Raw genomic sequence first — 26,766 nt, 5'->3', positions numbered from 1 at the left:
GCCCGGAGGATGATCCTCCGGGCCCCTTCCCTATGAGCCTGTGCGGCTCAGAGCCAGGAGTCCCAGATGCCGTACGCCGTCGACCGGGTCACGACTTCCGCGCCCGAGGCGTCCAGGCGGACGACGCGGTAGTAGTACAGGCCCAGCCGGTCCTCGTGCACCGTGGTGTCCACGTAGAACGTGGCGTCGCCCGTCTCGCCCTCGGTGAGGGTGACGTAGGCGGCCGAGGCCGGGTCCCAGCGTTCCACGCGGTAGCGGGCCAGCTGGGCGCAGTCCCCGAGGCCGGAGTTCTCGGAGCAGCCGACGTACAGATCGGGGTACTGGTCCTCACGGATCTCGGTCCCCGTCCAGCCCGGCGGGCGGGTGTCCGGCAGGCTGACGGAGATGTCGGCGGGGTGGTAGGCCTCCGGGCCGTCGGCCGGGTCGTACAGGCCGGAGTCGTCCAGGGCGGCCACCCGGTAGACGTGGGTGGTGCCGTCGGGGACGGTCGGGCAGAGGATCTCGGTCGCGGTCAGTGAGTCTCCGTCCCAGCAGTTCCGCTTCCAGACCGTCTCGCCGGTCTCCGGGTCGGTGCCGCTCTGCCATACGGCGTAGCCGGTGACGTCGTCGTCCGCGGGCGGCGTCCAGGTCAGCCGGACGCCGAGCGGGATCTGCTCGGCGGCCAGGTTCTCGATCGGGTCCGGGCGCCGCGTGTCCGGCGTGGTCGCCGTGGCGGCCGGTCCGGGCTGCGAGGCGTGCCCGTACGTGTCGACGGTCACGATCCGGTAGTCGTACGTCGTCTCGGACGTGCCGGAGACGTCCCAGCAGGTGCCGCGGATCAGCTTGTCGCCGGCGTACGCGGGGACGTCGTCATCGGCCCACCACCAGGACACCGAAGGGGGCTCCAGCGTGTCGTCGAACAGCCGGTTCGGCTTGCACAGGTCCACGGTGGTGCTCTCGCCGGTCGCCGGGTCGGTGCGGACGATCTTGTACGTGAGGTACTTGCCGCCGTCGAAGGTCCACGGGTCGACGGAGGCCCACTCGATCATCACCCCCTCGTCGAACACGCTCGCGGTGGTCTCGTACGCGGGGATGGCCTCGGGCCGGTCGGCCATCGTCAGGGTGAGCTCGGCCGGGACGGCGGCGTTGCCCTTCGCGTCCACCGAGCGCACCGCGTACCGGTAGGTGTCGGCGATCGCGAGCCGCTGGCGCGGCACGGCGTCGGTCTGCGTCGTGGTACCGCCCCCGGGCAGGGCGTCGAGATAGCCGCCGGTCGCCGGGTCGTACTGGAGGACCTGGTACGAGGCGGCCCCGGTGACGGGGGACCACAGCAGGTGGGGAACGCCGGAGCGGTACTCGACGCGGACCTCGGAGACGGGCGCCGGGGGAGTCAGGTCGGCGGTGGTGAAGGTGGTGGCCGCCGAGTACACGGACCAGTTCCCGGCGGCGTCACGGGCCCGCCCGCGGTAGGTGACCTTGCTGCCGTCGAGGGCGTACCCGGTGTCGCAGATCGCGCCCTTGGCTCCGGTGTAGACGGTGCTCCAGGTGCCGGTGGCGGGGGCGAGCCGCTGCATCTCGTACCAGGCGATGTCGGCCTTGTTCGCCGCGGTGGTGACGAGCTGCGGGGCCGCGTAGGGCGACAGGTCCGGGCACGCGTCCATCTCGACGAACGGCGCGGCGGGCGGGGTCTTGTCGACGGTCGTGACGGGCTGGTCGGCGCTGCCCGCCGACACATTGCCGGCCTTGTCGTAGGCGCGGACCTCGTAGTAGTAGACCGCGCCCGTCTTCGGCACGGTCGCGTCGGTGTACGAGGCGGAGGTGGTCGTGGCGAGCGGTGAGCCGCCGTACGACGTGCCCTTCAGGCGGCGGAAGACGCGGTAGCCGGCGAGGTCCATCTCCTTGTTCCTGGCCCAGGCGAGCGTGGCCTTGCCGGTGGTCTTGTCGTACGAGACCGAGGTCCCCGTCGGGGTGAGGGGCTTGACCTTGTCGACGGTGGCCGAGGTGCGCGGCGTGTAACCGAACTTGACGTTGGCCGTCCCGGCCCAGTTGACGAAGTCCACGCGCAGGGTGTGCAGGCCGGAGGGGATGGTGACATTGACGGTCTTCGTCACGGTCGACGAGACGTTCCTCCAAAGGTCGACCTTGCGGACGCCGTCGAGGTAGACCCGGATGCCGTCCTGCGCGGAGGCCGCGAAGGAGAAGGGTCCTCCGGAGCCGAAGTCCCGCGCCACGCTCCAGCGGACGCCGAAGTTGTTGGCCGGCAGTCCGGCAGCCGGGGCGCCGGTGCCCCAGTTCTGGTCGATCGCGCTGTCGCAGTCCGTCTTCTTCGGGGTACCGGAGAAGGTGGTGTTCGCGAAGAACTGCCGCTTGAAGACGGGGGAGGCGCAGGTCGTCGCGGCGGAGGCGGGGGCGACGGCGGTGAGCAGCCCGCCCGCGGTGGCGAGCACGACGGCGGCCGAGGCCACGACGGTCGTGCGTCTGGCTGGGTTCATTCGGTCCTTCGGTCCTTCGGTCCTGATCGTCAACGACAGGCAAAGCCGTTGATGATCACGACCGGCGAGGGGGGAGTTTGGTTGTACGGAACTCCCGACCTTCTTGGCTTGATTTCGCTCCTCGGCACCGACCGCATCTCCCGACCACCCACACGGACCCTCACGTGCCCCCACACATTGGTGACCGGTACGTGCTCGAAAGCTGCCAGAATTTTCGACATCGCCGCGCTCCCGTCACAAGCCGCACACAACAAGCCGTTTTCATCTCGTTAGCCAGTTCGACTTGACGGCCGGGGTCGCGCACGCGTTGGCTTTTTCGGTCACCTGGGTCGCACTGCTGCGCCCAGTACCGGAAGGCATCAGAAGTGAGCACCCGCATGCGCCGTATCGCCATATCCGTGGCCGCGTCCACGATGACCCTTTCGCTCGCTGCCTGCGGCACGCTCGGGGTGACCGGGGACAGCAGCGAGGCGAGCCCGACCAAGGGCGACGACATCACCGTGGGCGTGCTGATGCCGGAGGAGACGAACACGCGGTACCGGGAGTTCGACTACCCGATCATCCAGAAGAAGGTCGCCTCCCTCACGGGCGACAAGGGCAGGACCGTATACGCCAACGGCGGGGCGGACGCGAAGAAGCAGACCGCCCAGATGGAGAAGATGATCTCCGACCAGGTCGACGTGATCCTGCTGGACGCCGTCGACTCGAAGTCCATCGCGGACACCGTGCGGAAGGCGAAGGACGCCGGCATCCCGGTCATCGCCTACGACCGGCTGGCCCAGGGCCCGATCGACGCCTACGTCTCCTTCGACAACGAGCTCGTCGGGGAGGTCCAGGGCCGCTCCATCATGGAGGCGCTGGGCGGGGAGACCGACACCTCCACCAAGATCGTCATGGTGAACGGCTCGCCCACCGACCCGAACGCCGGCCAGTTCAAGGCGGGCGCGCGCTCCGAGCTGAACGGCAAGGTGACGATCGCCAAGGAGTACGACGTCGACGGCTGGAGCCCGTTGATCGCCGAGTCCGACATGACCGAGGCGATCAACGAGATCGGCAAGGACAATATCGCCGCCGTCTACTCCGCCAACGACGCCATGGCGGCCGGGATCATCAAGGCCCTGGAGGCCGCGGGCGTGACCGAGCTGCCCCCGATCACCGGTCAGGACGCGGAACTGGCCGCCGTGCAGCGGATCGTCAGCGGTGAGCAGTACATGAGCGTGTACAAGCCCTATCCGCAGGAGGCCGAGGCCGCCGCCGAGATGGCCGTGGCGAGGGTCCAGGGCAAGAACATCCAGTTCGAGGCCCTCGCCTCGGACCGGGTCGACAGCCCCACCGACAAGGACATCCCGGCGCAGCTGGTCCCGGTGGTCGCCCTGACGAAGGACAACATCAAGTCCACCGTCATCCAGGATGGCATCTACAAGCTGTCCGATATCTGCACGAGCGAGTACGAGAGCGACTGCGAGGACGCGAAGCTGAGGTAGGTCCCTATGCGTCGCGGTTGTCCGTGATGTGCTGGAGGAGGGCGGCGAGTTGGGCGGGGGCGGTGGTCAGGATGATGTCTGGGGTGTCGCTCTCGCGGAGGCGGATGGTTTTGTCGGGGGCGGTGGCGACGTTGAGGCAGTTCTGGTCGGGGGCTCCGCTGAACGAGGACTTCTGCCAGTGCAGTTCGGGCATCCGGGCCTCCTAGAGCGCGTAGAGCAAGTGCTGGATGAAGGACAGCGAGTCCTTCACCGAGTGTGCTTCGGGGGCCAACGATACGTCGACGGGGTCGAGGGCGTTCTCGGCGAGGCGGTCGAACAACGTGCTGTACTGCTCCAGTTGTGCCGGCTCGCGCAGATAGTCGGTGCCTGTCGCGCGGTCGAGGACCACGGTGCCGAGCTGCGGTGTGCCAGGGATGACGTGGACGAAGTTCCCGCTGAGGGCCGCGTACGCCTGCGCGCTGAACGGATAGATCTGGATGGTCACGTGGGGAAGGCGGGCCAACTCGATGAGCCGCACCAACTGCTCGCGTACGACCTGAACGCTGCCGAATCTCATGTGCAGCGCCGCTTCGTGGATCACGGCATGGACGGAGGGCGGGTTCTTGCCGGTCAGGATGCGCTGCCGTTCCGTGCGGAACTTCACGGCTTCGTCGATGTTGTCGAAGCCCAGCTTGGGGCTGTTGAAGATGGCCCTTGCGTAGTCCGCGGTCTGAAAGATCCCGGGGATGAACAGCGACTCGTGCATCCGTAGGGACACGGCCTGGGTCTCCAGTTCGGCGAGGTTGAGACCGCCTGACCCCAGGTGCTTCTTGTATGCGCTCCACCATCCCTTGCCGGTCGCCTCGGACATGGACACCAGTGCGTCAATGTAGGGCTTGTCTGTGCAACCGTATGTGTGGCACAGCTCCAGCAGCCGCTCGGTCAGGATCGACGTACGGCCCAGCTCGATGTGGCTGAGCTGGGCCCGGCTCATGCCGATGCGCTGAGCGGCTTCAGCTGCGTTCAACCCCGCTCGTTCGCGCAGCTGTTTGAGTTCGAAGCCCAGGCGGCGCTGGCGTTCGCTGATGGTGGTGCGTAGTCCCACGGTTACTCCTTGGCGGCTTCCTCAAAGTCTGCACTGCGCGGGGTGGTTGGTCCATCAGGTTCAGCGAACGGGTTGAGATGTATATCCCTTCTCCTCTACGGTGAGTAGGGAAGCAGTCACGCACTGAAGCCATGTCAACCTCCCCTGCCCGTAAGCCGACAGAGCACCCGCACCCGGGCACCGCCATCGCCGGGCAAGGAGACCCCCACCCCCACCCCCACCTCCACAGGAGCCCCCCATGAACCCTGCCCGCACCCCCGCTCACCGCCCCACCCAACTCACCCACGAATACAGCCTCTTCGCCCCCGCCGACGCCACCGCCCCCCGCGTCTGCCGTGACTTCGTGCGGGCCGTCCTCTTCACCCACGACCGCGAACCCCTCGTCATGCCCGCCGCCCTGTGCACCTCGGAACTCGTCACCAACGTCCACCTGCACACCAAGGGCACCGCCATGCTCCGCATCCGCCTCACCCCGGCCCGCTTCCATGTGAGCGTCTTCGATGAGAGCCCCGATCCACCTGTCGTCACGCGCCCCGCTGCCGGAGCGGTCGCCTGCTGGGGGAGAGGGCTCGCGCTCGTCGCGGAGATGGCGGATACGTGGGGTGTCGCCGACGAGAGGGCGGGGCGCTTCGCCAAGGGGGTGTGGTTCGAGCTGGGCGGCGCGGCCGCGGGCGCGCCACTCGTCCGGTCGGGAAGGTGATGATCAGTGCTCCTCAGTTTTCGCGTCGCGAATCACCGGTCCATCAAGGAGGAGCAGCGGTTGCTGCTCGCGCCGGTATACGAGACGGACCGGCCGGAAGGCACGGAGCGGGCAGCGGTCCCGGTGGCGGCGGTCTTCGGAGCGAACGCCGCGGGCAAGTCGAATGTGGTGGACGCGTTGCGCTACATGGGCCGCATGGTCCGCTCCTCACATCGTGAAGCGGAGCCCGGCGAGAGGATCGAGCGGTATCCGTTCGCGCTGGACGAGGAATCCGGGCACGAGCCGTCATGGTTCGTCGTGGACCTGATGCTGGAGGGTGTCCGGTACACCTACGGCTTCAGCGTCGAGGACGAGCGTGTACTCGACGAGTGGCTCTACAGCTATCCGCACGGCCGTAGACGGGTGGTCTTCCAGCGCGGTGGAGAGGGCTTCTCCTTCGGAGACACCCCGCCTCGCAAGGAGCTCGATCTCGTCCGCAAGATCACCGCCCCGAACGTGCTCTTTCTGTCCGTTGCCGCGCGTTCCGAGCAGCAGGCGGTGTGGCCGGTGTACCGGTGGTTCTCCAAGGCGCTTGCCTTCGAGTCGGGGGACTTCCGTCACCGGCGGCTGCCGTCGATCGTCGGCCTTCTTCGCGCGGCAGACCTCGGCATCGTGAGCGTCGGAGTCGAGCGGGAGGAGGATGAAAGGGGGCCGGTCCGAGCCCGGGACATCGGGATCCCCCGCGTCTGGGTCGAACAGCAGGCCCGCCGCGGCACCGTCCGGCTGCCCTACGACGATCAGTCGGCGGGCACGAAAGCCCTGCTGGCCTATGCGGGCCCCGTGCTCACCGCGCTGGAGGACGGAGGTCTTCTGGTCTTCGACGAGATCGACTCCAGCCTGCACCCACGGCTCACCGCTCACCTCATCGGGCTCTTCCAGGATCCGACGACCAACCCGCACGGCGCGCAGCTCCTGCTCACCACCCATGACGCGAGCCTGCTCGGCCGCAGCGGCGGCGAGGACATCCTCAAGCGGGACCAGATCTGGTTCGTGGAGAAGGACACCTACGGAGAGACGACCCTCTCGGCCGCACTCAGTTCGAGTGCGGCCGACCGTCTCGGACCCAGGTCACCACAACCAGAGCTGAGGTGACGTACATCAGGACGCTGAAGGTGGATACGGATTCGACGTACTGCTCGTAGCCGCCTGCGCGCAGCTCAAGCGCCAGGGAACCAAGCGCAGTCCCAAGCGCCGCGGTAGCGGCGGCCATGGCCACGAACGGGGCCTTCGTCATTGGTGCTTCCTCCAAGCCACGAGACGATTGATCACGACCGAGCCTACATACGTTGCGGTCCGCCTTCGCTCGAACGGGTGAACAGGGAGTATTTCCCCTGGTCAGCCGAACAGTCGTACCTACGGTGATCGTGTTGCTTGTGCCGCGTGCACGCCCAGCCCACACTTGAGGAGGTGACGCCCATGACTGCTGTTGCGCACGAAAGGCCCGAGACCATGACCGAGATCAGGACCGAGTCCGTCTCCCTGGCCGAGAACGGCCCCGAGCTGGACGAGGTCCTGTGGCAGGTATGGAAGGCCGTGGAACTCCCCGAGGGCTACCGCGCTGAGATCATTGAGGGAGTCATCGAGGTGTCGCCCACCGGACGCTTTTCGCACGCCCAGGTTGTCAACCGTCTGAGGGACGCCCTGGGGATCTTTCTGCACGACAGTGAGTACGGTGCCTGGAACGACACGAATGTGATCCACGCGCTCAAGGCTTGGATTCCGGACGGGTTGGTAGCTCCTCGGGACGGGGCCGAGGCGGAGAACGGCCTCGGTATCAAGGCCTCTGAGGTCGAGATGGTCGTCGAAGTCGTCTCCCCCGGCAAGCGCAACCAAGACCGCGACCGCATCCGCAAGCGCCGCGAATACGCCCGCGCCGGCATCCCCGTCTACGTCCTCATCGACGACTACGACGACCAGGGCGCCGTCACCCTCTTCACCGGCCCCCGCCCCGACAAGGCCGACTGGGAAGACATCCACCGCGTCCCCTACGGCACCGAGGTCACCGTCCCCGAAGGCCCCGCCAAGGGCTTCGTGATCGGCGAGGCGATCACGGGCCCCAAGCGGGGCTGACAGGGCTGACAGGGATGAGAGGGCTGACAGGCGAGCCCCTCACGCCACTCGCGTGAACTCCACCGTCACCTCCGGCAGTCCCCCCGCCACCCCCCGGTACACCCCCTTGTGCGGGGTCACGTCGTCGTAGTCCCGCCCGCGGCCCACCACCACGTGCGACTCGTCGGCGCGCATCCGGTTCGTGGGGTCGTAGCCGCACCAGTCGCCCGCCCAGTACTCGACCCAGGCGTGGCTCTGGCCCGCGACGGGGCGGTGCAGCTCTGCCTCGCGCTCGGGGTGCAGGTAGCCCGAGACGTACCGGGTCGGGAGGCCCAGGCCGCGCAGCAGGGCGATGGTGACGTGGGCGATGTCCTGGCAGACGCCCGCGCCCTGTTCCCAGGCCTCGGCGGCGGAGGTGGTGACGCCGGTGGAGCCGGGGAGGTAGGAGACCCGGTCGGCGACCAGGGAGGACACTGTGGCGGCCGTCTCGTGCGGGTCGAGGCCCGCCGCTGCCTCCCTCGCCTGCTGCACCAACTCGGCGGTGAGGGTCGTACGGGGTGTCGGGGCCGCGAACTCCAACAGGCGGGTGCGTGCGGCCTGTTCGGCTATCTCCGGCCAGTCAGGCGCCGGCGGGAGGGGGCCCGGCGCCTGGGTCTCGACCAGGCTCGACGCCGTGATGGTGAGGTCGGCGTGCGGGTCCATCAGGTCGAAGCCGGTGACCTGGGTGCCCCAGTAGTCCCAGTACGACCAGGTGCCGGCGGCCGGGCTGATGGTGATCCGGGCGTCCAGTGTGGTCTGGAGGGGCAGGGTCAGCGGGGTCATGCGGACCTCGTTGTGCGAGGAGACCGCGGCCTGGGCGTAGGAGACCCGGGTGACGTGCCGGATGCGCAGGCGGCGCATTCCGATGGTGGTCAGCATGGGCATCGTGGTCATCTCAGGCTCCTTCTGTAGCCCACTCGACGGGCCCCTGGTAGGGGAAGAACCGCTCCGCCACCGCGTCAGCGGACGCCATGCAGGACTCTCGCAAGTCCCGCAGAAGCGTGGGCAGTTGGTCTTCCAGGGTCTGGGAGTCCAGGTACTCCAGGCGCGTACGCATCCGGCCGATCGGGCGGCGTGCCGGGTCCTGGCGGGGGCGGCCCAGGGCGGCCAGGCACTCCTCCGCCGTCGTCAGCGCGTGCAGCGCGGAGCGCGGGAACTCCCGGTCCAGGAGCAGGAATTCGGCCACCCGCGGGGTGTCGCCGAAGCCGCCGTACACGCGCGCGTACGCCTCGTCGGCGCCGCTCGCGCTGAGCAGCGTCGGCCAGTCGGGCGCGTGCGCCGCGTCCAGTACGCGCACGGACAGCAGTCGTACGGTCATGTCCACCCGTTCGAGACTGCGGCCCAGGACGACGAAGCGCCAGCTGTCGTCCCGGCTCATGGTGGAGTCGGCGAGGCCGTAGAAGAGGGCCGCACGGCGCCGTACGAGTTCCAGGTAGGCGTACGGGCCCGTACGGCGGGCCGCGAGGCGTTGGTCGGCGAGGGCGTGCCAGGTGGAGTTGAGGCACTCCCACATCTCGGAGGAGACCGCCTCGCGGGCGCTTCTCGCGTTGAGCCGGGCCGCGCCCAGGGCGCCCTCGATGGAGCAGGTCGAACGGGCGTCGAAGGCGAGCTGGTCCAGGACCTGCTGCATGTCGACGGGCTCGTCGCCCGCGTCCACGCCGAGGATCGCGTACAGCGACCGGCAGGCCGTGTCCTCGTCGCGCCAGGGGTCCTCCAGCAGGCGGTGCAGATAGGCGTCGAGGATGCGGCCGGTGGCGTCCGCCCGCTCTACATACCGGCCGGTCCAGGTCAGGGCCTCGGCTATCCGGGAGAGGATCACGTCGTTCACTGCTGCTGCTCCCCTTCCTGTACGACGGTGGGGGTGCCGTCGGGTCCGAGCTGGCGGGGGGCTACGTCCGGCAGGGCGCCGGCGCTCACCGGAACGGGCTGCTCCGCGGGCCCCTCGGCCAGCACCCAGGTGTCCTTGGAGCCGCCGCCCTGGCTGGAATTGACGATCAGGTTGCCCTCCTGGAGGGCGACCCGGGTGAGGCCGCCGGGCAGCACCCAGACGTCGGTGCCGTCGTTGACCGCGAACGGGCGCAGGTCAATGTGGCGCGGCGCCATGCGGTCACCCGCGAGGGTGGGTGAGGTGGACAGGGCGACGGGCCGCTGGGCGATGAAGCCGCGGGGGTCGGCGATGACGGCGCGGCGGGTGGCTTCGAGGGTCTCGGCGTCGGACTTCGGGCCGATGACGATGCCCTGTCCGCCGGCCCCGTCGACCGGCTTGACGACGAGCTGGTCGATCTGGTCGAGGACGGCTTCCAGCTGGCCGGGTTCGTCCGGCCGGAAGGACTCGACGTTGGGGAGAATCGGTTCTTCGGAGAGGTAGTAGCGGATCAGGTCGGGGACGTACGTGTAGAGCAGCTTGTCGTCCGCGATGCCGTTGCCCACGGCGTTGGCGAGGGTGACGTTGCCCGCCATGGCGGCGCCCATGATGCCGGGGCAGCCGATCAGCGAGTCCGGGCGGAAGTGGAGCGGATCGAGGAAGTCGTCGTCAAGGCGCCGGTATACGACATGGACGGGCACCTCGCCGCGGGTCGTACGCATCCACACCCGGTTGCCGCGGCACACCAGGTCGTGCCCCACGACCAGCTGTACGCCCATCAGCCGGGCGAGCAGGGCATGCTCGAAGTAGGCGGCGTTGCTGGGGCCGGGGGTCAGGACGACCACCCGCGGGTCGTCGGTGCCGTCGGGTGCGGCGGCCCGCAGGGCGGCGAGCAGCCGTTGCGCGTACCCGTCGACCGGCACGACGTGCTGCTCGGCGAAGAGGGAGGGGAAGATCCGGGTCATCGCCCGGCGGTTCTCGATGACGTACGAGACCCCGCTGGGCACCCGCACATTGTCCTCGAGGACCCGGAAGTCCCCGGCCTCGTCCCGTACGAGATCGATGCCGGCGACATGGATGCGTACGCCGCCCGGGGGTTCCACCCCGTGGGCCGCGCGGTGGAAGTGGGAGGAGTTGAGGAGCAGCCGCCAGGGCACGACGCCGTCCTCGAAGGCACGGGCCGGCCCGTAGGCGTCGGCGAGGTAGGCCTCCAGGGCTCTGACTCTCTGGCTCACCCCGCGTTGTATGAGATCCCATTCGAGAGCGTCGAGGATCCGGGGCACGAGGTCCAGCGGCCAGGGCCGTTCCTCGCCCGCGAAGGCGTAGGTCACGCCCCGGTCGGTGAACGCCCGGGCCATCTGGTCCGCCCGAAAGCGCAGTTCGCTTGGTTCGATCGGCTGTAGCGCCGCCAGCACCGGCTCATAGGCGGTCCTGACCTCACCCGGCCGCTCGAACATCTCGTCCCACGCGTCGGCCAACGCGTATGCGTCAAATATGTCCGCCATAAGGGGACGTTAGAGGCGGGACGTAACGCGGCGATCTCTCGGTGATTTCCGGCAGCTCACGCGCGGAATGGGGTGCTCCGGGGTGGGGCGGGTTGAGGGGGGTCGCTGGGGCTGGCGTCCGGCCGCGTTTGGACCGGCGTCCGGCCGTGTTGGGAGCGGTGTTCGGCCGTGTTGGGAGCGGTGTCCGGCCGTGCTGGGACCGGTGGCGGGTCGCGTTGGGACGGGCGTCCGGCCGTGTTGGGACCGGCGGCGGGTCGCGTTGGGACGGGTGTCCGGCCGTGCTGGGACCGGCAACCGGCCTTGCCGAGATGGGCGCCCGGCTGTGCTGGGACCGGCGTCCACCGGGCACCACCGTCAACGCCCGCGCCTGGCCTGGCCGAGACCCGCCCCTGGCCGGAATCGACCGCCGGCGCACTTTGGCTGCCGTGCCGCGCACCACCGTCAACGCCCGCCCCTGGCCTCGCCGGGACCTGCACCCGGCCGGAATCGACCGCCGGCGCGCACCGGCCGCTGTACCGGGCACCACCGTCAACGCCCGCGCCCGGCCTCGCCGGGACCCGCCCCCGGCCGGAACCGACCCCCGCCGCGCACCGGCCGCCGTACCGCGCACCACCCGTCAACACCCGCGCCCGGCCTCGCCGAGACCTGCCCCTGGCCTCGCCGGGACCCGCCCCCGGCCGGAACCGACGGCCGGCGCGCACCGGCTGCCGTGCCGCGCACCACCCGTCAACACCCGCGCCCGGCCTCGCCGGGACCCACCCCCGGCCGGAACCGACCCCCGCCGCGCACCGGCCGCCGTACCGGGCACCACCGTCAACACCCGCACCCCACCCGAACCAACGTCCACCCCGCACCGGCCGACCTACCCCGCACCACCGTCAACTTGTTGCAACCGGACGGACGGAGGCCCGGAAATAGGGGGGCGAACTGGTGCTTTCCGGCGGGCTGGTCGTGGGGAGCCGTGTTGCGGAGCCGGTCCGGGCCGCGCATAGTTGCGAAGCCGAAGGGACGTTGGCGCCCGGCGGGCGGACAGGGGCAGGGCGACGCGGGAGGCTGGAACCGGGGGTGGGATGGGCGATGGCCGGGCACGGGACGGAGGAGCATCCTCACGGTGCTGACCGACTGTGCGAGGCCGGGGATCGCGTGTATTCCCGGGCCGTACGGCGCGGCCGTGTGCCGCGCGGGGACGCGGAATGCGTGCCCTGCCTCCTTGAACTCGCCCTGCTGCACCCGGACCCCGACGACATGGACTGGCTGGTGCCGACGGCGCCGCAGGAGGTCATGACGCGGCTGCTGCGCGGGGTGTACGACGACGTCAGCGCGAGCCAGCGACGCGTGGGCTCGGCGGTGGCGGCCGTCGAGTGGTACGCCGGTCTCGGCCCCCGGGTGCGGGCGGGCGCGCCGGAGGGTACCGCGATCCGGGTCCTGGACGGCCTGTCCCGCATCCAGGCCGCGATGGACGAGGCGACGGAGGCCTGCACGACCGAGGTCCTCACCGTCCAGCCCGGCGGCATCCGCCCCGAGCACGAGCTGGCGGAGGGCCTGCACCGGGCGCTCGCCCTGCGCGGCCGCGGGGTCCGTATGCGCGACCTGTACACGCATGTCGCCCGGCACGGCCAGGGCTTGCTCAACTACCTGGAGCTGATGGGCGGCACGGTGCAGGCGCGCACGCTGGACGAGGTGATCGACCGCCTCATCCTCTTCGACCGTACGGTGGCCTTCATCCCCGCGAACGCGGACCGCACCCTCGCCCTGGAACTGCGCCACCCGGCCCTCGTCGAGTACCTGGGCACCGTCTTCGAACGGCTCTGGCGCCTGGCGATCCCGCTCACCGCCCCCCTCCCCGACACCGGCATCGAGGGCATCTCGCACCGGGAGCGGTCCATCGCGGCGCTCCTCGCGGAGGGCCACCAGGACGCGGTGATCGCGGAACGCCTCGGCATAAGCGTCCGTACCTGCCGGGCGCATATCGCGCGGTTGTCGGAGACTTTGGGCGCGGCCAGCCGTACGCAACTGGGCGTCCGCATCGCCCAGGTGGGCCTGGACGGTACGTCCCGTCCCGCCGACGTGGGACCGGGGGCCGCACCGGGAGCGGGACCGGGTGCCGGGGCGCTCACTCTTCCTGATCAAGGATCCCGGACCGTCCGATGAGGTAGCCGAGCTGCGCCCGGCTCTCGCTGCCGAGCGTCGCGGCGAGTTTGGCGATGTGGACCCGGGCGGTGCGGATGTTCATCCCGAGGCGATCGGCGATGACGGCGTCGGTGTGGCCTTCGACGAGAAGGGTGGCTATGGCCCGTTGGCGGGAGGTGATGCCCTTGAGGACGGGCGGCTCGGTGGAGCGCGGGTACATGGGGGTGGCCAGGCGCCACAGGCGGTCGAAGGTGGTGGCGAGGAAGCCGACGATGGCGGGGTGGCGCAGTTCCAGGGCGAGGGTGCGGTCCGCGTTCGCGGGAATGAAGGCCACCGTACGGTCGACGATGATCAGGCGCTCGGTGATCTCGTCCAGCGTGCGCGCCTCGACATCGCCGACGAGCTGTTCGTAGCGGGCCAGGACGGTCGGTGCGTGGCGCAGGGTGTGCTGGTAGAGGGTGCGGATACGGCCGCCGCGGTCGAGGAAGTCCTGGTCGCGGGCCAGGGCCTGTGCGTGCCGGGCAGGGGGCGTACGGGTGTGACTGGTGTGCGGCTGGATGGTGAGCAGTTCACCGGAGCTGCCGGCGGCCATGGCCTGCGCGATGGCTCCGATGATGCGGTCCAGCCCGCTGAGGACGCTGACGGTCGGGACACCGTCGGTTCCCGTCCGCCGGCCGTCGATCCGCATGAGGGGCTCGAACAGGTCGGCCAGCCGGGCCTCGCGCCGCCGTTCGTGGGCGATGCGGTCCTCCGAGGTCCGCAGCAGCCGGTACAGGGCGATGGCGGGTGCGACGGGCTCCAGCCGGTCCAGGTTCTCGACCGAGGGGTGCAGAAGTCTGAAGTCGATCAGACAGGGTGCTCCGTCGGCATCCTCGGCGCGTACATGACCTTCGCGCAGCGCGCGTTCGTACAGGGCCGCTCCCGCGGAGCACAGCTCTTCGGCACTGTGCTCCGGATGCGTTGCCGGGGTCACCGCACTCCCTCCTCCTGGATCTTCCTGGATCCTCCGGGACGCTCCCGGACCCTCCTGGATCAGAGCTGCTGATCCTGATCCAGGATCCCCGACTGGGCTATGAGGAAGCCGAGCTGGGCGCGGCTCCCGCTGCCCAGAGCGGTGGCGAGCTTGGCGATATGGGCCCGGCACGTGCGGACGTTCATGCCCAGGCGCCGGGCGATCGCCTCGTCGACATGGCCCTCGACCAGGAGCTTGGCGATGGAGTGCTGGATGTCCGTGATGCCGTCGGGGGCGGTTTCGTAGGGGGCGCCGGCGCTCAGCGGCACCGCGCGGCCCCACATGAACTCGAAGACCTTGATCAGGTAGCGGACGAGCCCCGGGTGACGGAGTTCGAGGGCGACCTGTCCGTCGTCCCGGGTCGGGATGAAGGCGACGGTCTCGTCGCAGATGATCAGGCGCTCGACGAGTTCGTCGATGGTGCGGTACTCCACCTTGCCGGTGGCGAACTGGGCCACGTAGGCCAGCGTCTCGGGGCTGTAGCGGGCCGGGTGCTGGTAGAGGGTCCGGATGCGGCAGCCCCGTTCGATCAACGGTCTGTCGCGCTCCAGCGCCTTGGAGAGGGTGTGCTCCAGGCGGCGGCGGCTCGGCTGGACGGTGAGCATCTCGGTCCGGCACTGGGTCGTGGCCAGATCGAGTGCCGCGTTGATCCGGTCTATGCCCTCCAGCACGGTGATCGAGTGCGTGGTCGACGTGGCCTGGGCGCTGAGCGTCATGAACGGCTCGAAAGCATCGGCCAGCTCGATCGACTGCCGCCTTCGCTGGGTGATCTCGTGTTCGATCGGGTTCAGCCGCTGGGCGAGGGCGATCGACGGGGGCACCGGGCGCAGCCAGTTCGCGTCGTCAGGGTCGGGATGAAGCAGGGCGAACTCCATCAAACACGGAGCGGGCTCCACGTCCGCACGGGCGATGCGTCCCGTGCGCAGAGCGTTCCCATACAGACGGCGACCCTCCTCGCACAGCTCGGTCAGCGAATGAGGATGTGTCTGCTTTGTCTCATGTGTTGTCAAATCTCCACCCCCCAGGGTCCTGAACGTGCAGGAACATGATGCATCGATTGTGTGGCCATGACGTGCCCGAATGGGCCATCGTCGTAGTCGACGGGGGAGAGGTGACCTTCAAATGAGGACGAAGCCGACTATGCATAAGAGAATGCTTCGCTCGGCGCTTGCCGCCGCCTTCTCCACCGCTGTGGCCTTCGGGGCGCTGATCAGTTTCACGGGAACGGGAAGTGATGTCCCCGCGGACAGCAGTTGGCGCACGGAAGCTGTGACTGCCGCCCCTCCGGGCGACAGTAGTTGGGTGATCGCGGCGTCTGACGACCCGAACGACAGCTCATGGGGTCAGGACGACAGCAGTTGGGCCGTTCCGGCCGACAGCAGTTGGGCCGCCCCGTCATGACCACCCCACCCGACGACCGCTCCTTCCGCCGCGAAATGGCGACCGCCTACCGCTCCGGCTGGCACTTCATCGACCTGGTCACCGCGATCCCCCACGCCGGTGACTCGTTGATGGTGACTGTCTTCGGTGAGCCGGTCGTCGTGACGCGGGACGAGGAAGAGGACGTACGGGCGTACCGGTGCCTGCGCCGGCCCCGGGGGGCGCCGCAGCCCGTGCGGTGTGCCATCCGGTACGGAATGATCTTTGTGAATCTCGACCAGCGGGACCACCGGCTCGTGGAGCCGGACGTCCCGCCCCTACGGACCATCTCAGCCACCCCCCGCAGTGCCTGACGCGATTCCCCCGTCGTAACAGATCGCTCAGGCGCTTCCCCCCGCAGCGGCGTCACCGTGACCTGAACACGGTGACGCCGCTGCAGTTTTGCGGGATATTTCCGGGTATCGGGCGAATCGGGCATTGGCTGAAGACAGCCGGTCGTGGGTGCTTCTTTACCGACCGGTCATGCGCTTTTCGTCGCCTCCCCTCCCCGTCCCTCCTTCGCCCCGCCATGTCGGCCGGTTGTCGGCTGGTTTTTGTGGGCCCGCCCGCGTGGTACCGCGATGGGTACACAGTGGTGGCCCGGGGCTCAGTCGTTCATGGCGCCGCTACCTTGAGCGGAACTACCTTGAGTGGAATAGACTCAAGTTTGTGTACGCTGATTGAGTCAGCATGACGGGACGGCTGACGCAAGGAGGAGACAGCGAACGTGGACGCCGAGCTGACCAACCGGAGCCGGGACGCCATCAACGCGGCCGGCAATCGGGCCCTGACCGAGGGGCACCCCGACCTCACCCCCGCCCACCTGCTCCTTTCTCTGCTGGCGGGGCAGGAGAACGAGAACATCACCGACCTGCTCGCCGCGGTCGACGCCGACCAGGCGGCCGTACGCGCCGGCGCCGAGAAGGTCCTCGCCGGCCTGCCGAGCGTGACCGGGTCCACCGTCGCGCCCCCGCAGCCGGGTCGCGAGCTGCTCGCCGTGATCGCGGACGCCACCGAGCGTGCCAAGGACCTCGGCGACGAGTACCTCTCCACCGAGCACCTGCTGATCGGCATCGCCGCGAAGGGCGGCGCGGCCGGCGACGTACTCTCCGGGCAGGGGGCCACCGCGAAGAAGCTGCAGGAGGCCTTCCAGAAGGCGAGGGGAGGGCGTCGGGTGACCACTGCGGACCCGGAGGGCCAGTACAAGGCCCTGGAGAAGTTCGGCACCGACTTCACGGCCGCCGCACGCGAGGGCAAGCTCGACCCGGTCATCGGCCGGGACCAGGAGATCCGGCGGGTCGTCCAGGTGCTGTCCCGCCGTACGAAGAACAACCCCGTCCTCATCGGCGAGCCCGGCGTCGGCAAGACCGCCGTCGTCGAGGGGCTGGCCCAGCGGATCGTGAAGGGCGACGTGCCGGAGTCCCTCAAGGACAAGCGGCTGGTCGCGCTCGACCTCGGCGCGATGGTGGCCGGCGCGAAGTACCGCGGTGAGTTCGAGGAGCGTCTGAAGACGGTCCTGGCCGAGATCAAGGACTCCGACGGCCAGATCATCACCTTCATCGACGAGCTGCACACGGTCGTCGGCGCGGGCGCCGGCGGCGACTCCGCCATGGACGCCGGCAACATGCTCAAGCCCATGCTGGCCCGCGGTGAGCTGCGCATGGTGGGTGCGACCACGCTGGACGAATACCGGGAGCGGATCGAGAAGGACGCCGCCCTGGAGCGCCGCTTCCAGCAGGTGCTGGTCGCCGAGCCGAGCGTCGAGGACACCATCGCGATCCTGCGCGGACTCAAGGGCCGCTACGAGGCCCACCACAAGGTGCAGATCGCGGACAGCGCGCTGGTGGCGGCCGCCACGCTCTCCGACCGGTACATCACCTCCCGCTTCCTCCCCGACAAGGCCATCGACCTGGTCGACGAGTCGGCCTCCCGCCTCCGTATGGAGATCGACTCGTCCCCCGTCGAGATCGACGAACTCCAGCGCGTCGTGGACCGGTTGAAGATGGAGGAGCTGGCGATCGGCAAGGAGACCGACCCGGCCTCGCGCGAACGCCTGGAGAAGCTGCGCCGCGACCTCGCCGACAAGGAGGAGGAGCTGCGGGGCCTGACCGGCCGGTGGGAGAAGGAGAAGCAGTCCCTCAACCGCGTCGGCGCGCTCAAGGAGAAGCTCGACGAACTGCGCGGACAGGCCGAACGCGCCCAGCGCGACGGCGACTTCGACACCGCGTCCAAGCTGCTGTACGGCGAGATCCCCACGCTGGAGCGGGACTTGGAGGCCGCCTCGCAGGCCGAGGAGGAGGCCGCCAAGGACACCATGGTCAAGGACGAGGTCGGCGCCGACGACATCGCGGACGTCGTCGCCGCCTGGACCGGCATCCCGGCCGGCCGCCTCCTGGAGGGCGAGACGCAGAAGCTGCTGCGCATGGAGGAGGAGTTGGGCCGCCGTCTCATCGGGCAGCGGGAGGCCGTCCAGTCCGTGTCCGACGCCGTACGCCGCACGCGCGCCGGCATCGCCGACCCGGACCGCCCGACCGGCTCCTTCCTCTTCCTCGGCCCGACGGGCGTGGGCAAGACCGAACTGGCCAAGGCCCTCGCCGACTTCCTCTTCGACGACGAGCGGGCGATGATCCGCATCGACATGTCGGAGTACGGCGAGAAGCACACCGTGGCCCGCCTGGTCGGCGCCCCGCCCGGCTACATCGGCTACGAGGAGGGCGGCCAGCTGACGGAGGCGGTACGGCGACGCCCGTACAGCGTGGTGCTCCTCGACGAGGTGGAGAAGGCGCACCCCGAGGTCTTCGACATCCTCCTCCAGGTGCTGGACGACGGTCGCCTGACGGACGGTCAGGGCCGCACGGTCGACTTCCGCAACACCATCCTGGTGCTGACGTCCAACCTGGGCAGCCAGTTCCTGGTGGACCCGATCACCAGCGAGGCGGAGAAGAAGGAGCAGGTCCTGGAGACGGTCCGGGTCTCTTTCAAGCCGGAGTTCCTGAACCGGCTCGACGACCTGGTCGTCTTCTCGGCCCTGACGAAGGACGAGCTGAGCCGTATCGCCCGCCTCCAGGTCGACCGCCTGGCCCAGCGCCTGGCGGAGCGCCGCCTCACCCTGGAGGTCAGCGACGACGCCCTGGCCTGGCTCGCCGACGAGGGCATGGACCCGGCCTACGGCGCCCGCCCCCTGCGCCGCCTGGTCCAGACCGCCATCGGCGACCGCCTCGCCAAGGAGATCCTGGCCGGCGAGATCAAGGACGGGGACACGGTGCGGGTGGACAGGTTCGGGGAGGGACTGATCGTGGGGCCCGCGACGGGAAAGACACTCTGACCTGGATGATCGGTGGCACGGGCGGTCGCGGCTCTCGCTGACCGCCCGTGTCATACGTGTCATACGTGTCATACGTGTCACACGGTGAAGGCCGAGAACCGCACCAGCGCGGTGTCGGCGTCCTCGTATACCACGTTCACTTGCACGGCGTCGGCGTCCACGGTGTCCGGCAGGTGGTCGGCGTAACCCAGGTCGAGACACAGATCCGCGTCCTCGTCGGCGCAGAACTCCGTCTCGGGCGCCGGGGCGTCCGGATAGGTGTGCGTCAGCCAGTCGCGGACGTCCGCACGCGGCATCCGGAACGTCGCGGAGTAGGCGATGTCCTGCCAGCCCTGCTCCTCGCAAGCCCCGACGATCTGGGCGCCCGCCGGAAGCCTTGCCCCGCCGAAGTCCAGCGCCTCGGAACAGGGGACCGTCTCGGGTTCCCCGCCGAGCGGATAGTCCATCCGCGACCAGGCCACCACCAGGATGACGAGGCCGGTCAGGGCCAGTACCGGCAGCGCGACGACCGCCGCGAACAGGCCCCACCTCGTACGGCCCCGTGGCCGCGCCGCCCCGCTCTTCACTCCCGCCATGAGCCCCGCCTCCGCACACCAGTCCGCCCCGACCGGCCAGATCATGTCAGCCGAGGGCCGACAGACCGGGCCCGGGCTTGCCACCCCCCTCCCCGCATGGGGGAGGATGGCGAGATCCGTACGAAGGGAAAATCACGGTGACCATCGACCCGTCCTCGATTCCGAACTTCGGGGGCCAGCCCGAGCCGCAGCCGCAAGGACCGGCGGGCCCCGTTGTCCCGGATCAGGACCTCGTGAAGCAGCTCCTCGACCAGATGGAGCTCAAGTACGTCGTCGACGACGAGGGAGACCTCGCGGCGCCGTGGGAGCAGTTCCGTACGTACTTCATGTTCCGTGGTGAGGGAGACCAGCAGGTCTTCTCGGTGCGCACGTTCTACGACCGCCCCCACAAGATCGACGAAAAGCCCCTGTTGCTGGAGTCCATCGACGACTGGAACCGGCGCACCCTGTGGCCCAAGGTCTACAGCCACACCCACGACGACGGCACCGTCCGCCTCATCGGCGAGGCGCAGATGCTGATCGGCACCGGCGTGAGCCTGGAGCACTTCGTCTCCTCCACGGTCAGCTGGGTGCGGGCCGCCATCGAGTTCGACAAGTGGCTCGTCGAGCAGCTGGGCCTGGAGCAGGAGGTCAATGACGCGGAGAAGCCGGAGGAGAAGCCCGAGGACGAGGACTAGGTCCCTCCGGCGGCTGAAGCGGCGCGTCCGCGATCACGATCAGATACGCGCCGTAGGCGAACGACAGCCCGGCCAGGGCGCAGGCCACCACCGGCCGCGTGCCAGGGCCGGGCTTTCGCTGTCCGCACCAGCGGGAAGGCGGGCAGCAGGAACCGGGGCTTCGACGCGAAGAAGCCGGACCGGCTCAGGGCGGTAGACCAGGTCCAGCAACGGCAACGGCAACGGCAACGGGGCGCGGTCGGCCGGCAGCAGCGCGTACCGTGCGGCAGCAGACGCCGTACGGTGCGCAGCGTGCCGCGCCCGAAGTCGAAGCGCGAGCCCCACAGGCGCCGCACCCGGAAGTAGCCGCCGAGCAGATCGCCCATGCGGCGGCTCACCCACAGCACGTACGCGAACCAGCCGAGCGACGCAAGCACGACCCTTATCCACAGCCTGTGGATAACTTTCCCGCGCCGCTCCTGGACCCGCTTCCGGATCGGCTTCCGGATCCGCTTGCAGATCCCGTACGACGCCGCAGCCGGCACCGCCGCCGCGACCGCGACCCCGTTCGGCCGGGCGAGCCCGCCGGCGCGGCCACCGTGCCCGCCCACAGCCACCGCCCGTCGAGCACGGCACACAGCGCCCAGGCGGCGAAGGCGGTGAGCACCGGCTCGGTGTACGCCATCGACAGCGCCACCGAGTGCGGCAGCAGGCCCCAGAGCAGAACCAGCGCGCCGGCGCCGGCCCGGCCGCGCCCCCGCCCAGCGGACTCGCCGCGGTCACGGCCCGCACCAGCGCCGGATAGAGCGGGAGGAACGCCAGGCAGGGCGTCCGCGAACACGGGCGAAGCTAGCAGGGCGCGGATCCGTGGATGGATATCAGAGTGCAGTCAGAGTATGGTCTGAGGTGTGGGTATCGCACACTTGGCATTCGAATCGGACGCAGTCACGTTCACCGATCTGTCCCGGAACCCGAAAGCCGTGGCAGCCAAGGCTGCCGCTTTGGGGAGTCTGCGCGTCACGCACAGGGACGCGCCCGACATGGTGCTGACCACGGCCATACACGCGGAGCGCACCGAGGAGAACCTGACCACTGCGTCTCGGCTGTTCCTCGCCCTGATGAAGCAGGACGACGGCGTCAAGTCACTCCTGCTCGCGCTGCCCGAGGTGTTCCCATGGGTGCGTCACCTGGACGGCGAGGAGGTCAGGGAATTCACTGTCGAGCTCCTGGACGCCCTGTCCGATGCCGCTGAGCTGGGTACCAGGGAGGCCGTACACCGAGCGATCGTCTCGTGGCGAGCGACCGCCCGCATCAACGCCGACCCTGACCAGCTCAGGGAAGCACTCCGTCCGCTGGGTGACGTCGATCTCGGCCCGGTCGAGGTGCACGAGTGAGTCCGAAGAAGGGGGATCGGGTCAGCGTGCCCCCGCTGAGCGGCTGGAACGTCATCCACGGAACGACGGAGGCCGCGACCGGTTGGGAGGAGCTGTGCCGGGTGGCGTTGCCGAACGCGCATCGCTGTCTGGAAGCCCTTCGCGCAGACCCGCTGTCCCGTGCCAACTGGAACCGACAGCACCAGCTTCGCGGCAGGCACGCCACCATGTTCGCCTCCCCACGGCATCCGAAGGACACCGAGTAGCGTTCCGTCGCTCAAAGTGGTTACGCGGGCTCCTCGGTTCAGGTGCCGAGATCGAGAGCCACGTAACAGACGGCTTCGATGCTCTGCTCCTCGCCGTAGCGGTGTGTGGCTTCGCCGGTCCTGAGCCAGCCGAGACGCTCGTAGAGACGAATGGCGGCCGTGTCCTTGGTCATGACGTCCAGTACGAGGCGGCGGTCGTGGCTCAGTCCGTAGTCCATGGCCGTCCGGACCAATCGCTCTCCTACGGCGAACCTCCGGGCGTCCCTGACGACGAAGAGCCGGGCCAGCACCGCCACGCGCCCCTCGTCGTCCCCGTTCTGCTCGGTCCACAGGGACACGGCGTCTTCCCCGTCCGGCCGCATCACCGCCACGTGTCCGACGACCCTTGCTCCTCCCCCTGTCTCCGCGACCCAGGCGGCCAGTACGTTCTCCGATCGAAGCCAGCTTTCCGGGTCGGCCACGCCTTCGACCGGGTACCCGTCGGTGGCGTGCACTTCGGCGAGTGCTGCCGCCGCACCAGGCAGATCCTTGTTCTCGAAGGGGCGGATGACGGTGCTCACCATCCGGGGCTCCTTGTCCGTTCGGTGTTCACTCGACAGATAGCTCGTAGAGCAGGCCCGTCCGGTCTGCGCGGTGCGCCCTCCTGGTTCAGGCTGGTGTGCGGGACTTCGAGGACCGCGCTGTGGCTCTCGTACGAAGACCCCAGACCCCACGTCCATGACGAGCCGTCACCAACCCTCGCACTGCGGCGAGTCCAACGTTCGCCAGCATTCGCCACCCCCGAACCACCGCTTGCGCTACTGGAGTGCCGGTTAGCTTGCGGAGGGTCCGATGCGTCTCTCCCCGCACGCCCACCTGAATCGGGTGGGACCCAACTCCGTTGGGAACGTTGAGAGATGGGAGATCGGACCAGATGGAGAGATCGACGCGGCGAAGGCAGTGCCGCAGGCGAAGCCAGTTACCGGACTGGGTTCAGCTGGCGGCCCTGATTCTTACGACGGTCACTGCCATCGCGGGGTGTGTCGAGCGCTTTGTGTGATGCGCCAGAGGTAGTCCGGACGGCTGGTTGGGCGGCAAGCGAGCCCGGCCGTTACCTATTCGGCCGGACTCGCCCATAACCCCGCATGTGAGCCTGGCTTCGGGATGTCGCCCGGAGCCAGGCCCTATGCGTAGTGCGGAGCCTTTCGGCTCCATGACGAGGAAACCTCAAGTCACCGGGAGCATCAAGCTTCCGAACCAGAGTCATGATCCAGATCATGGCGAAAATCCGTAGCGAGCTGTGGCGTTGAGGGGTGGCGCGGACTCCAGCTGACGTAGATCATTTAGAACCGCCTGATGAGCGACCTGTGGAGGGTGGCGAAACCTGGCGAATGCTGCCGACAGCCGCTGAGCGTCCGGGGTGTGCGACCGCGACGTCCTACGTCCTACGGTTCGGTCTGCTCCCGGTACGCAGGGGGGCGACTGAACCCTCCGCCTCAAGCCGATTACCTGCCAGGTCATCGCCCCCGGCACAGCCGGCTGCCACGATCATCCGCGTACGGAGCCCGACCGACCGGAAGGACGCCAACGCCATGCCCGCCTACGTCATAGCTCACCTGCAAGAGGCCGCCCCGCACCCGGAGATCGCCGAGTACATCGAGCGCGTTCCCGGCACCTTCGAGCCGTACGGTGGTCGCTTTCTCGTGCATGCCGCGCGGCATGAGGTGAAGGAGGGCGACTGGCCCGGGCATGTCGTGGTGATCGGCTTTCCCGGGGGTGCTGAGGCGCGGGGCTGGTGGGACTCGCCCGCCTACCAGGAGATCGCGCCGTTGCGCTCGCGGCACATCGAGGGCGACATCGTTCTCGTCGAAGGCGTTCCCGAGGACTACGATCCGGCTGCCACCGCGAAGGCCATGCGGGAGGCCCTGTCTGGCGATGCCGATTGAGTTCCGGCCCCCGGGTCCCAGCAGGCCCAGCAGGCCCAGCAGGCCGCCGGTTGCGTGCCTCAGGGAGTGAGTCGTTTGAGGCGGGTCACCGCCTCGTCCAGAACGCTCAGTCGCTTGCAGAACGCGAACCGGACGAAGGGTGCGCCCTCCTCCCGGTGGTCGTAGAAGACGGCGTTCGGGATGGCGACGACGCCCGCTCGTTCCGGCAGGGCGCGGCAGAAGGCGAAGCCGTCCGTTTCGCCGAGGGGGCGGATGTCAGTGGTGATGAAGTAGGTGCCGGCCGGGCGGAACACCGCGAAGCCCGCTTCCGTCAGCCCCTTCGCCAGCAGGTCCCGCTTGGTCAGCATGTCCTCGCGGAAGGCGGCGAAGTAGGTGTCGGGCAGGGCGAGCGCCTCGGCGACGGCGTACTGGAAAGGGCCCGACGCGACGTACGTCAGGAACTGCTTCGCCGAGCGTACGGCGCCGACCAGGCCGGGCTCGGCGGTGATCCAGCCCACCTTCCATCCGGTGAAGGAGAAGGACTTTCCCGCCGAACCGATGGTCACCGTCCGCTCGCGCATGCCCGGGAAGGTGGCGAGGGGCAGGTGCTCGGCTTCGTCGAAGACCAGGTGCTCGTACACCTCGTCCGTGACGACGAGCAGATCGCGCTCGACGGCCAGTTCGGCGATCGCGGTCAGTTCCTCGCGCGTGAGCACCGTGCCGGTCGGGTTGTGCGGGGTGTTGATCAGCAGCAGACGGGTGCGGTCGGTGACGGCGGCGCGCAGTTCGTCGAGGTCGAGGCGGAAGGAACCCTCGTGCGGGCGCAGGGTGACCGGCACGCGCCTCCCGCCCGCCATCGCGATGCAGGCCGCGTACGAGTCGTAGTACGGCTCGAAGGCGACGACCTCGTCACCGGGCTCCAGCAGGGCCAGGAGTGCGGCGGCGATGGCCTCCGTGGCGCCCGCGGTGACGAGGACCTCGCTGTCCGGGTCGTACGACAGGCCGTAGCGCCGCTCCTGGTGCGCGGCGATGGCGGTGCGCAGCTCGGGGATGCCGGGGCCCGGCGGGTACTGGTTGCCGCGGCCGTCGCGCAGCGCCCGTACGGCCGCCTCTCTGATCTCTTCGGGCCCGTCCGTGTCGGGGAAGCCCTGGCCCAGGTTGATCGACCCGGTCCGCAGGGCGAGGGCGGACATCTCGGCGAAGATCGTCGTCCCGAACTCGGCGAGCCGGCGGTTGAGGAGGGGGCGTGCGCTGGAGGTCATGCCCGTCATCCTCCGTCCAAGCTCTGGAGTTCCTCAACTGACGCTCGCGGATTCGCACCTGGGAGGGTGCCCAACGTGGGCCGCCCGCGGACGGCCCACAGAGGGTCCGGCTTGCGGGGCCCGATCCGCTGCTGTCGTTGGCGGCAGGGGCCGCTGGCGCCAGCGGCCAACACCGTCAGGTGACCAGCACGTCAGCGGATGGCGGCCCGTCTGGGCAGACCCCGGAATCGCCCCGCCCGACGGCTCCTGAGGGTGCCGCCGGGCCGCTGTCGGGGCGGCGCTGCAGGGCAGGGAATGCGTGCCGAGCGGCCCCAACACCCGCAACGGCGTGACGCTGCCTGCTGTAACCGCCAACGCGCTCGTCGCCTGCGGTCCCGGTCGCTACTGGCGGGTGGTCCTTCTGATGCAAGCGAAGTAGGCCTTCCCGGTCGTCCTCGAACAGCCACGGGAGCTCGTGCGGTCGGTTGCCGGTCAGTCATCTGCCGCAACCCGGCCCCCGGTGCCGGTGTCGCCCCCCGCCTGTTGTCACTTGATGAATCACAATCATGACTCCATGTAAGGGGCGAGCCGAGACGGCCGCGCACCCCCACACCCCGAGGTGACACATGCCACTGCTCCAAACCAGACGGCGCAGACCGAGAACCGCCCTGCCGACGGGACTGCTCGTCCTGCTGACCGCGCTGGCTGCATGGGCGCTGCCCGCCGCGCCGCCGGCCGCTGCCCAGGTACAACGCGTCGAGTCCTGGGGCGGCAACTACTACGGGCAACTCGGCGACGGCACCACCGACGAGCGGCACACCCCGGTCACCGTGGCCGGACTGACCGCCGCCAACGTCACCAGCGTCGCAGCAGGCGACGGCCACGGCCTGGCCGTGCTGTCGAACGGCACCGTCAAGGCCTGGGGCGCCAACTACTCCGGGCAGCTCGGCGACGGCACTACCTCCGACCTGTCCACCCCCGACCGCCGCACCCCCGGCACGGTACGCGAGCTGAGCGGGGTGACCGCGGTCGCGGCCGGCTGCTCGTTCAGCCTTGCCCTGCTGTCGAACGGCACCGTCAAGGCCTGGGGCGCCAACTACTCCGGGCAGCTCGGCAACGGCAGCACCGGCTCCATGAGCAATCCCACCCCTGTCACCGTCATCGACCCCAGCAACCCCAGCGCCCCTCTCAGAGGCGTGACCGCGATCGCCGCCGGCTGCGACCACAGCCTCGCCCTAATGTCCGACGGCACCGTCAAGGCCTGGGGCCTCAACGACTTCGGGCAGCTCGGCGACGGCACCATCGGCGGGGACAGCGGTACGCCCGCCACCGTCGCCAACCTCACCGGTGTCCGGGACATCGATGCGGGGCTCTCCCACAGCCTCGCCCTGCGTTCCGATCGCACGGTCAGGGCCTGGGGCGACAACAGCGACGGGCAGCTCGGCGATGGCAGCATCGGCGGGGCCAGCGGTACGCCCGTCACCGTCGCCAACCTCACCGGTGTCCGGGACATCGATGCAGGGTTCTCCTACAACCTCGCCCTGCGTTCCGATCGCACGGTCAGGGCCTGGGGCGACAACAGCGACGGGCAGCTCGGCGATGGCAGCATCGGCGGGGCCAGCGGTACGCC

At 69.4% G+C, this 26,766-nt stretch carries 25 protein-coding genes; 12 read left to right on the top strand and 13 right to left on the bottom strand.

Annotation, left to right across the window (positions count from 1 at the left end; genetic code table 11):
* Positions 1 to 47: 47 nt before the first annotated feature.
* Positions 48 to 2,471: a PA14 domain-containing protein gene (locus AB0I77_RS44445; RefSeq protein ID WP_363288588.1), complete on the bottom strand. Its 2,424-nt coding sequence runs from the start codon at positions 2,469 to 2,471 to the stop codon at positions 48 to 50.
* A 377-nt stretch (positions 2,472 to 2,848) separates the two neighbouring features.
* Between AB0I77_RS44445 and AB0I77_RS44440 the strand changes: the two genes are divergently transcribed.
* Entirely contained in the window at positions 2,849 to 3,955 is a 1,107-nt protein-coding gene (locus AB0I77_RS44440) for a substrate-binding domain-containing protein (RefSeq protein ID WP_363288621.1), read from the top strand.
* Positions 3,956 to 3,959: 4 nt separating this feature from the next.
* Here AB0I77_RS44440 and AB0I77_RS44435 read toward each other — a convergent pair whose 3' ends face one another.
* Positions 3,960 to 4,148, bottom strand: coding sequence for a DUF397 domain-containing protein (locus tag AB0I77_RS44435; RefSeq protein WP_363288587.1), 189 nt, complete (start codon positions 4,146 to 4,148; stop codon positions 3,960 to 3,962).
* A 9-nt stretch (positions 4,149 to 4,157) separates the two neighbouring features.
* A complete protein-coding gene (locus tag AB0I77_RS44430) occupies positions 4,158 to 5,039 on the bottom strand; it encodes a helix-turn-helix transcriptional regulator (protein WP_363288586.1) in 882 nt (293 codons plus the stop codon).
* Positions 5,040 to 5,277: 238 nt separating this feature from the next.
* Between AB0I77_RS44430 and AB0I77_RS44425 the strand changes: the two genes are divergently transcribed.
* Positions 5,278 to 5,739 carry an ATP-binding protein gene (locus AB0I77_RS44425; protein ID WP_363288585.1) on the top strand — a complete coding sequence of 154 codons (462 nt, stop codon included), beginning with the start codon at positions 5,278 to 5,280 and terminating at the stop codon, positions 5,737 to 5,739.
* A 6-nt stretch (positions 5,740 to 5,745) separates the two neighbouring features.
* Positions 5,746 to 6,870, top strand: a complete 1,125-nt coding sequence (locus tag AB0I77_RS44420; protein WP_363288584.1) for an ATP-binding protein — start codon at positions 5,746 to 5,748, stop codon at positions 6,868 to 6,870.
* Here the strand turns inward: AB0I77_RS44420 and AB0I77_RS44415 are convergent.
* Positions 6,812 to 6,988: an SCO3870 family protein gene (locus tag AB0I77_RS44415; RefSeq protein WP_363288620.1), complete on the bottom strand. Its 177-nt coding sequence runs from the start codon at positions 6,986 to 6,988 to the stop codon at positions 6,812 to 6,814. The two genes, AB0I77_RS44420 and AB0I77_RS44415, sit on opposite strands and share 59 nt — an antisense overlap.
* Before the next feature lie 206 nt (positions 6,989 to 7,194).
* Here AB0I77_RS44415 and AB0I77_RS44410 point away from each other — a divergent pair, with 206 nt between their 5' ends.
* Complete coding sequence (locus AB0I77_RS44410; protein ID WP_363288582.1) at positions 7,195 to 7,848, top strand: Uma2 family endonuclease; 654 nt, start codon at positions 7,195 to 7,197, stop codon at positions 7,846 to 7,848.
* Between the two features lie 39 nt (positions 7,849 to 7,887).
* Here the strand turns inward: AB0I77_RS44410 and AB0I77_RS44405 are convergent, their stop codons facing one another.
* Genes AB0I77_RS44405 through AB0I77_RS44395 form a run of 3 tightly spaced genes read right to left on the bottom strand, consistent with a single transcriptional unit; the run spans position 7,888 to position 11,235 of the window.
* Positions 7,888 to 8,760 carry a transglutaminase family protein gene (locus tag AB0I77_RS44405; RefSeq protein ID WP_363288581.1) on the bottom strand — a complete coding sequence of 291 codons (873 nt, stop codon included), beginning with the start codon at positions 8,758 to 8,760 and terminating at the stop codon, positions 7,888 to 7,890.
* 1 nt (position 8,761) lies between these two features.
* Positions 8,762 to 9,694, bottom strand: a complete 933-nt coding sequence (locus tag AB0I77_RS44400) for an alpha-E domain-containing protein (RefSeq protein WP_363288580.1) — start codon at positions 9,692 to 9,694, stop codon at positions 8,762 to 8,764.
* A complete protein-coding gene (locus AB0I77_RS44395) occupies positions 9,691 to 11,235 on the bottom strand; it encodes a circularly permuted type 2 ATP-grasp protein (RefSeq protein WP_363288579.1) in 1,545 nt (514 codons plus the stop codon). The genes AB0I77_RS44400 and AB0I77_RS44395 overlap by 4 nt, the downstream gene beginning before the upstream one ends.
* A gap of 1,077 nt (positions 11,236 to 12,312) precedes the next feature.
* Between AB0I77_RS44395 and AB0I77_RS44390 the strand changes: the two genes are divergently transcribed.
* Positions 12,313 to 13,386, top strand: coding sequence for a helix-turn-helix transcriptional regulator (locus tag AB0I77_RS44390; protein WP_363288578.1), 1,074 nt, complete (start codon positions 12,313 to 12,315; stop codon positions 13,384 to 13,386).
* On the opposite strand, the gene AB0I77_RS44385 is transcribed toward AB0I77_RS44390, so the two are convergent.
* Together AB0I77_RS44385 and AB0I77_RS44380 are read right to left on the bottom strand one after the other, a co-directional pair.
* Positions 13,349 to 14,338, bottom strand: coding sequence for a helix-turn-helix transcriptional regulator (locus tag AB0I77_RS44385; RefSeq protein ID WP_363288577.1), 990 nt, complete (start codon positions 14,336 to 14,338; stop codon positions 13,349 to 13,351). The two genes, AB0I77_RS44390 and AB0I77_RS44385, sit on opposite strands and share 38 nt — an antisense overlap.
* 59 nt (positions 14,339 to 14,397) lie before the next feature.
* Positions 14,398 to 15,387: a helix-turn-helix transcriptional regulator gene (locus tag AB0I77_RS44380; protein WP_363288576.1), complete on the bottom strand. Its 990-nt coding sequence runs from the start codon at positions 15,385 to 15,387 to the stop codon at positions 14,398 to 14,400.
* Positions 15,388 to 15,774: 387 nt separating this feature from the next.
* Between AB0I77_RS44380 and AB0I77_RS44375 the strand changes: the two genes are divergently transcribed.
* Both AB0I77_RS44375 and clpB read left to right on the top strand, forming a co-directional pair.
* Positions 15,775 to 16,110, top strand: coding sequence for a hypothetical protein (locus AB0I77_RS44375; protein WP_363288619.1), 336 nt, complete (start codon positions 15,775 to 15,777; stop codon positions 16,108 to 16,110).
* A 413-nt stretch (positions 16,111 to 16,523) separates the two neighbouring features.
* Positions 16,524 to 19,121, top strand: a complete 2,598-nt coding sequence (gene clpB, locus AB0I77_RS44370) for an ATP-dependent chaperone ClpB (RefSeq protein WP_363288575.1) — start codon at positions 16,524 to 16,526, stop codon at positions 19,119 to 19,121.
* Between the two features lie 77 nt (positions 19,122 to 19,198).
* Here the strand turns inward: clpB and AB0I77_RS44365 are convergent, their stop codons facing one another.
* Complete coding sequence (locus AB0I77_RS44365) at positions 19,199 to 19,696, bottom strand: hypothetical protein (protein WP_363288574.1); 498 nt, start codon at positions 19,694 to 19,696, stop codon at positions 19,199 to 19,201.
* Positions 19,697 to 19,833: 137 nt separating this feature from the next.
* Between AB0I77_RS44365 and AB0I77_RS44360 the strand changes: the two genes are divergently transcribed.
* The gene (locus AB0I77_RS44360) at positions 19,834 to 20,373 is read left to right on the top strand and encodes a YbjN domain-containing protein (RefSeq protein ID WP_363288573.1); all 540 of its coding nucleotides are present in this window, start codon (positions 19,834 to 19,836) and stop codon (positions 20,371 to 20,373) included.
* On the opposite strand, the gene AB0I77_RS44355 is transcribed toward AB0I77_RS44360, so the two are convergent.
* Entirely contained in the window at positions 20,370 to 20,789 is a 420-nt protein-coding gene (locus AB0I77_RS44355; protein WP_363288572.1) for a hypothetical protein, read from the bottom strand. The genes AB0I77_RS44360 and AB0I77_RS44355 overlap by 4 nt on opposite strands.
* A 543-nt stretch (positions 20,790 to 21,332) precedes the next feature.
* Here AB0I77_RS44355 and AB0I77_RS44350 point away from each other — a divergent pair.
* Together AB0I77_RS44350 and AB0I77_RS44345 are read left to right on the top strand one after the other, a co-directional pair.
* The gene (locus AB0I77_RS44350) at positions 21,333 to 21,746 is read left to right on the top strand and encodes a prevent-host-death family protein (protein ID WP_363288571.1); all 414 of its coding nucleotides are present in this window, start codon (positions 21,333 to 21,335) and stop codon (positions 21,744 to 21,746) included.
* Positions 21,743 to 21,991: a hypothetical protein gene (locus AB0I77_RS44345; RefSeq protein ID WP_363288570.1), complete on the top strand. Its 249-nt coding sequence runs from the start codon at positions 21,743 to 21,745 to the stop codon at positions 21,989 to 21,991. Before AB0I77_RS44350 ends, AB0I77_RS44345 begins: the two co-directional genes overlap by 4 nt.
* Positions 21,992 to 22,029: 38 nt before the next feature.
* On the opposite strand, the gene AB0I77_RS44340 is transcribed toward AB0I77_RS44345, so the two are convergent.
* Entirely contained in the window at positions 22,030 to 22,554 is a 525-nt protein-coding gene (locus AB0I77_RS44340) for a GNAT family N-acetyltransferase (RefSeq protein ID WP_363288569.1), read from the bottom strand.
* Between the two features lie 1,008 nt (positions 22,555 to 23,562).
* On the opposite strand from AB0I77_RS44340, the gene AB0I77_RS44335 reads away from it, so the two are divergent.
* On the top strand, positions 23,563 to 23,916 hold the full coding sequence (locus tag AB0I77_RS44335) for a DUF1330 domain-containing protein (protein ID WP_363288568.1): 354 nt from the start codon (positions 23,563 to 23,565) through the stop codon (positions 23,914 to 23,916).
* Positions 23,917 to 23,975: 59 nt separating this feature from the next.
* Here the strand turns inward: AB0I77_RS44335 and AB0I77_RS44330 are convergent, their stop codons facing one another.
* The gene (locus AB0I77_RS44330) at positions 23,976 to 25,166 is read right to left on the bottom strand and encodes a pyridoxal phosphate-dependent aminotransferase (RefSeq protein WP_363288567.1); all 1,191 of its coding nucleotides are present in this window, start codon (positions 25,164 to 25,166) and stop codon (positions 23,976 to 23,978) included.
* 596 nt (positions 25,167 to 25,762) lie between these two features.
* Here AB0I77_RS44330 and AB0I77_RS44325 point away from each other — a divergent pair.
* Positions 25,763 to 26,766 (top strand): hypothetical protein (locus AB0I77_RS44325; RefSeq protein ID WP_363288566.1); only part of this gene is annotated, 1,004 nt, incomplete at its 3' end.

This window comes from Streptomyces sp. NPDC050619 (genome assembly GCF_040654815.1).
In the GTDB taxonomy this organism is placed as follows: Bacteria; Actinomycetota; Actinomycetes; order Streptomycetales; family Streptomycetaceae; genus Streptomyces.
Note: the sequence above shows the minus strand (reverse complement) of the source record. Positions and strands in the feature narration are given on the sequence as shown.

Coding starts and splice junctions, on each gene's coding strand:
- AB0I77_RS44365 (WP_363288574.1), bottom strand. CDS start 19,696: ATGGCGGGAGTGAAGAGCGGGGCGGCGCGGCCACGGGGCCGTACGAGG.
- AB0I77_RS44410 (WP_363288582.1), top strand. CDS start 7,195: ATGACTGCTGTTGCGCACGAAAGGCCCGAGACCATGACCGAGATCAGG.
- AB0I77_RS44340 (WP_363288569.1), bottom strand. CDS start 22,554: ATGGTGAGCACCGTCATCCGCCCCTTCGAGAACAAGGATCTGCCTGGT.
- AB0I77_RS44415 (WP_363288620.1), bottom strand. CDS start 6,988: ATGGCCGCCGCTACCGCGGCGCTTGGGACTGCGCTTGGTTCCCTGGCG.
- AB0I77_RS44435 (WP_363288587.1), bottom strand. CDS start 4,148: ATGCCCGAACTGCACTGGCAGAAGTCCTCGTTCAGCGGAGCCCCCGAC.
- AB0I77_RS44335 (WP_363288568.1), top strand. CDS start 23,563: ATGCCCGCCTACGTCATAGCTCACCTGCAAGAGGCCGCCCCGCACCCG.
- AB0I77_RS44395 (WP_363288579.1), bottom strand. CDS start 11,235: ATGGCGGACATATTTGACGCATACGCGTTGGCCGACGCGTGGGACGAG.
- AB0I77_RS44375 (WP_363288619.1), top strand. CDS start 15,775: ATGACCACCCCACCCGACGACCGCTCCTTCCGCCGCGAAATGGCGACC.
- AB0I77_RS44445 (WP_363288588.1), bottom strand. CDS start 2,471: ATGAACCCAGCCAGACGCACGACCGTCGTGGCCTCGGCCGCCGTCGTG.
- AB0I77_RS44405 (WP_363288581.1), bottom strand. CDS start 8,760: ATGACCACGATGCCCATGCTGACCACCATCGGAATGCGCCGCCTGCGC.
- AB0I77_RS44390 (WP_363288578.1), top strand. CDS start 12,313: ATGGCCGGGCACGGGACGGAGGAGCATCCTCACGGTGCTGACCGACTG.
- AB0I77_RS44425 (WP_363288585.1), top strand. CDS start 5,278: ATGAACCCTGCCCGCACCCCCGCTCACCGCCCCACCCAACTCACCCAC.
- AB0I77_RS44330 (WP_363288567.1), bottom strand. CDS start 25,166: ATGACGGGCATGACCTCCAGCGCACGCCCCCTCCTCAACCGCCGGCTC.
- AB0I77_RS44440 (WP_363288621.1), top strand. CDS start 2,849: ATGCGCCGTATCGCCATATCCGTGGCCGCGTCCACGATGACCCTTTCG.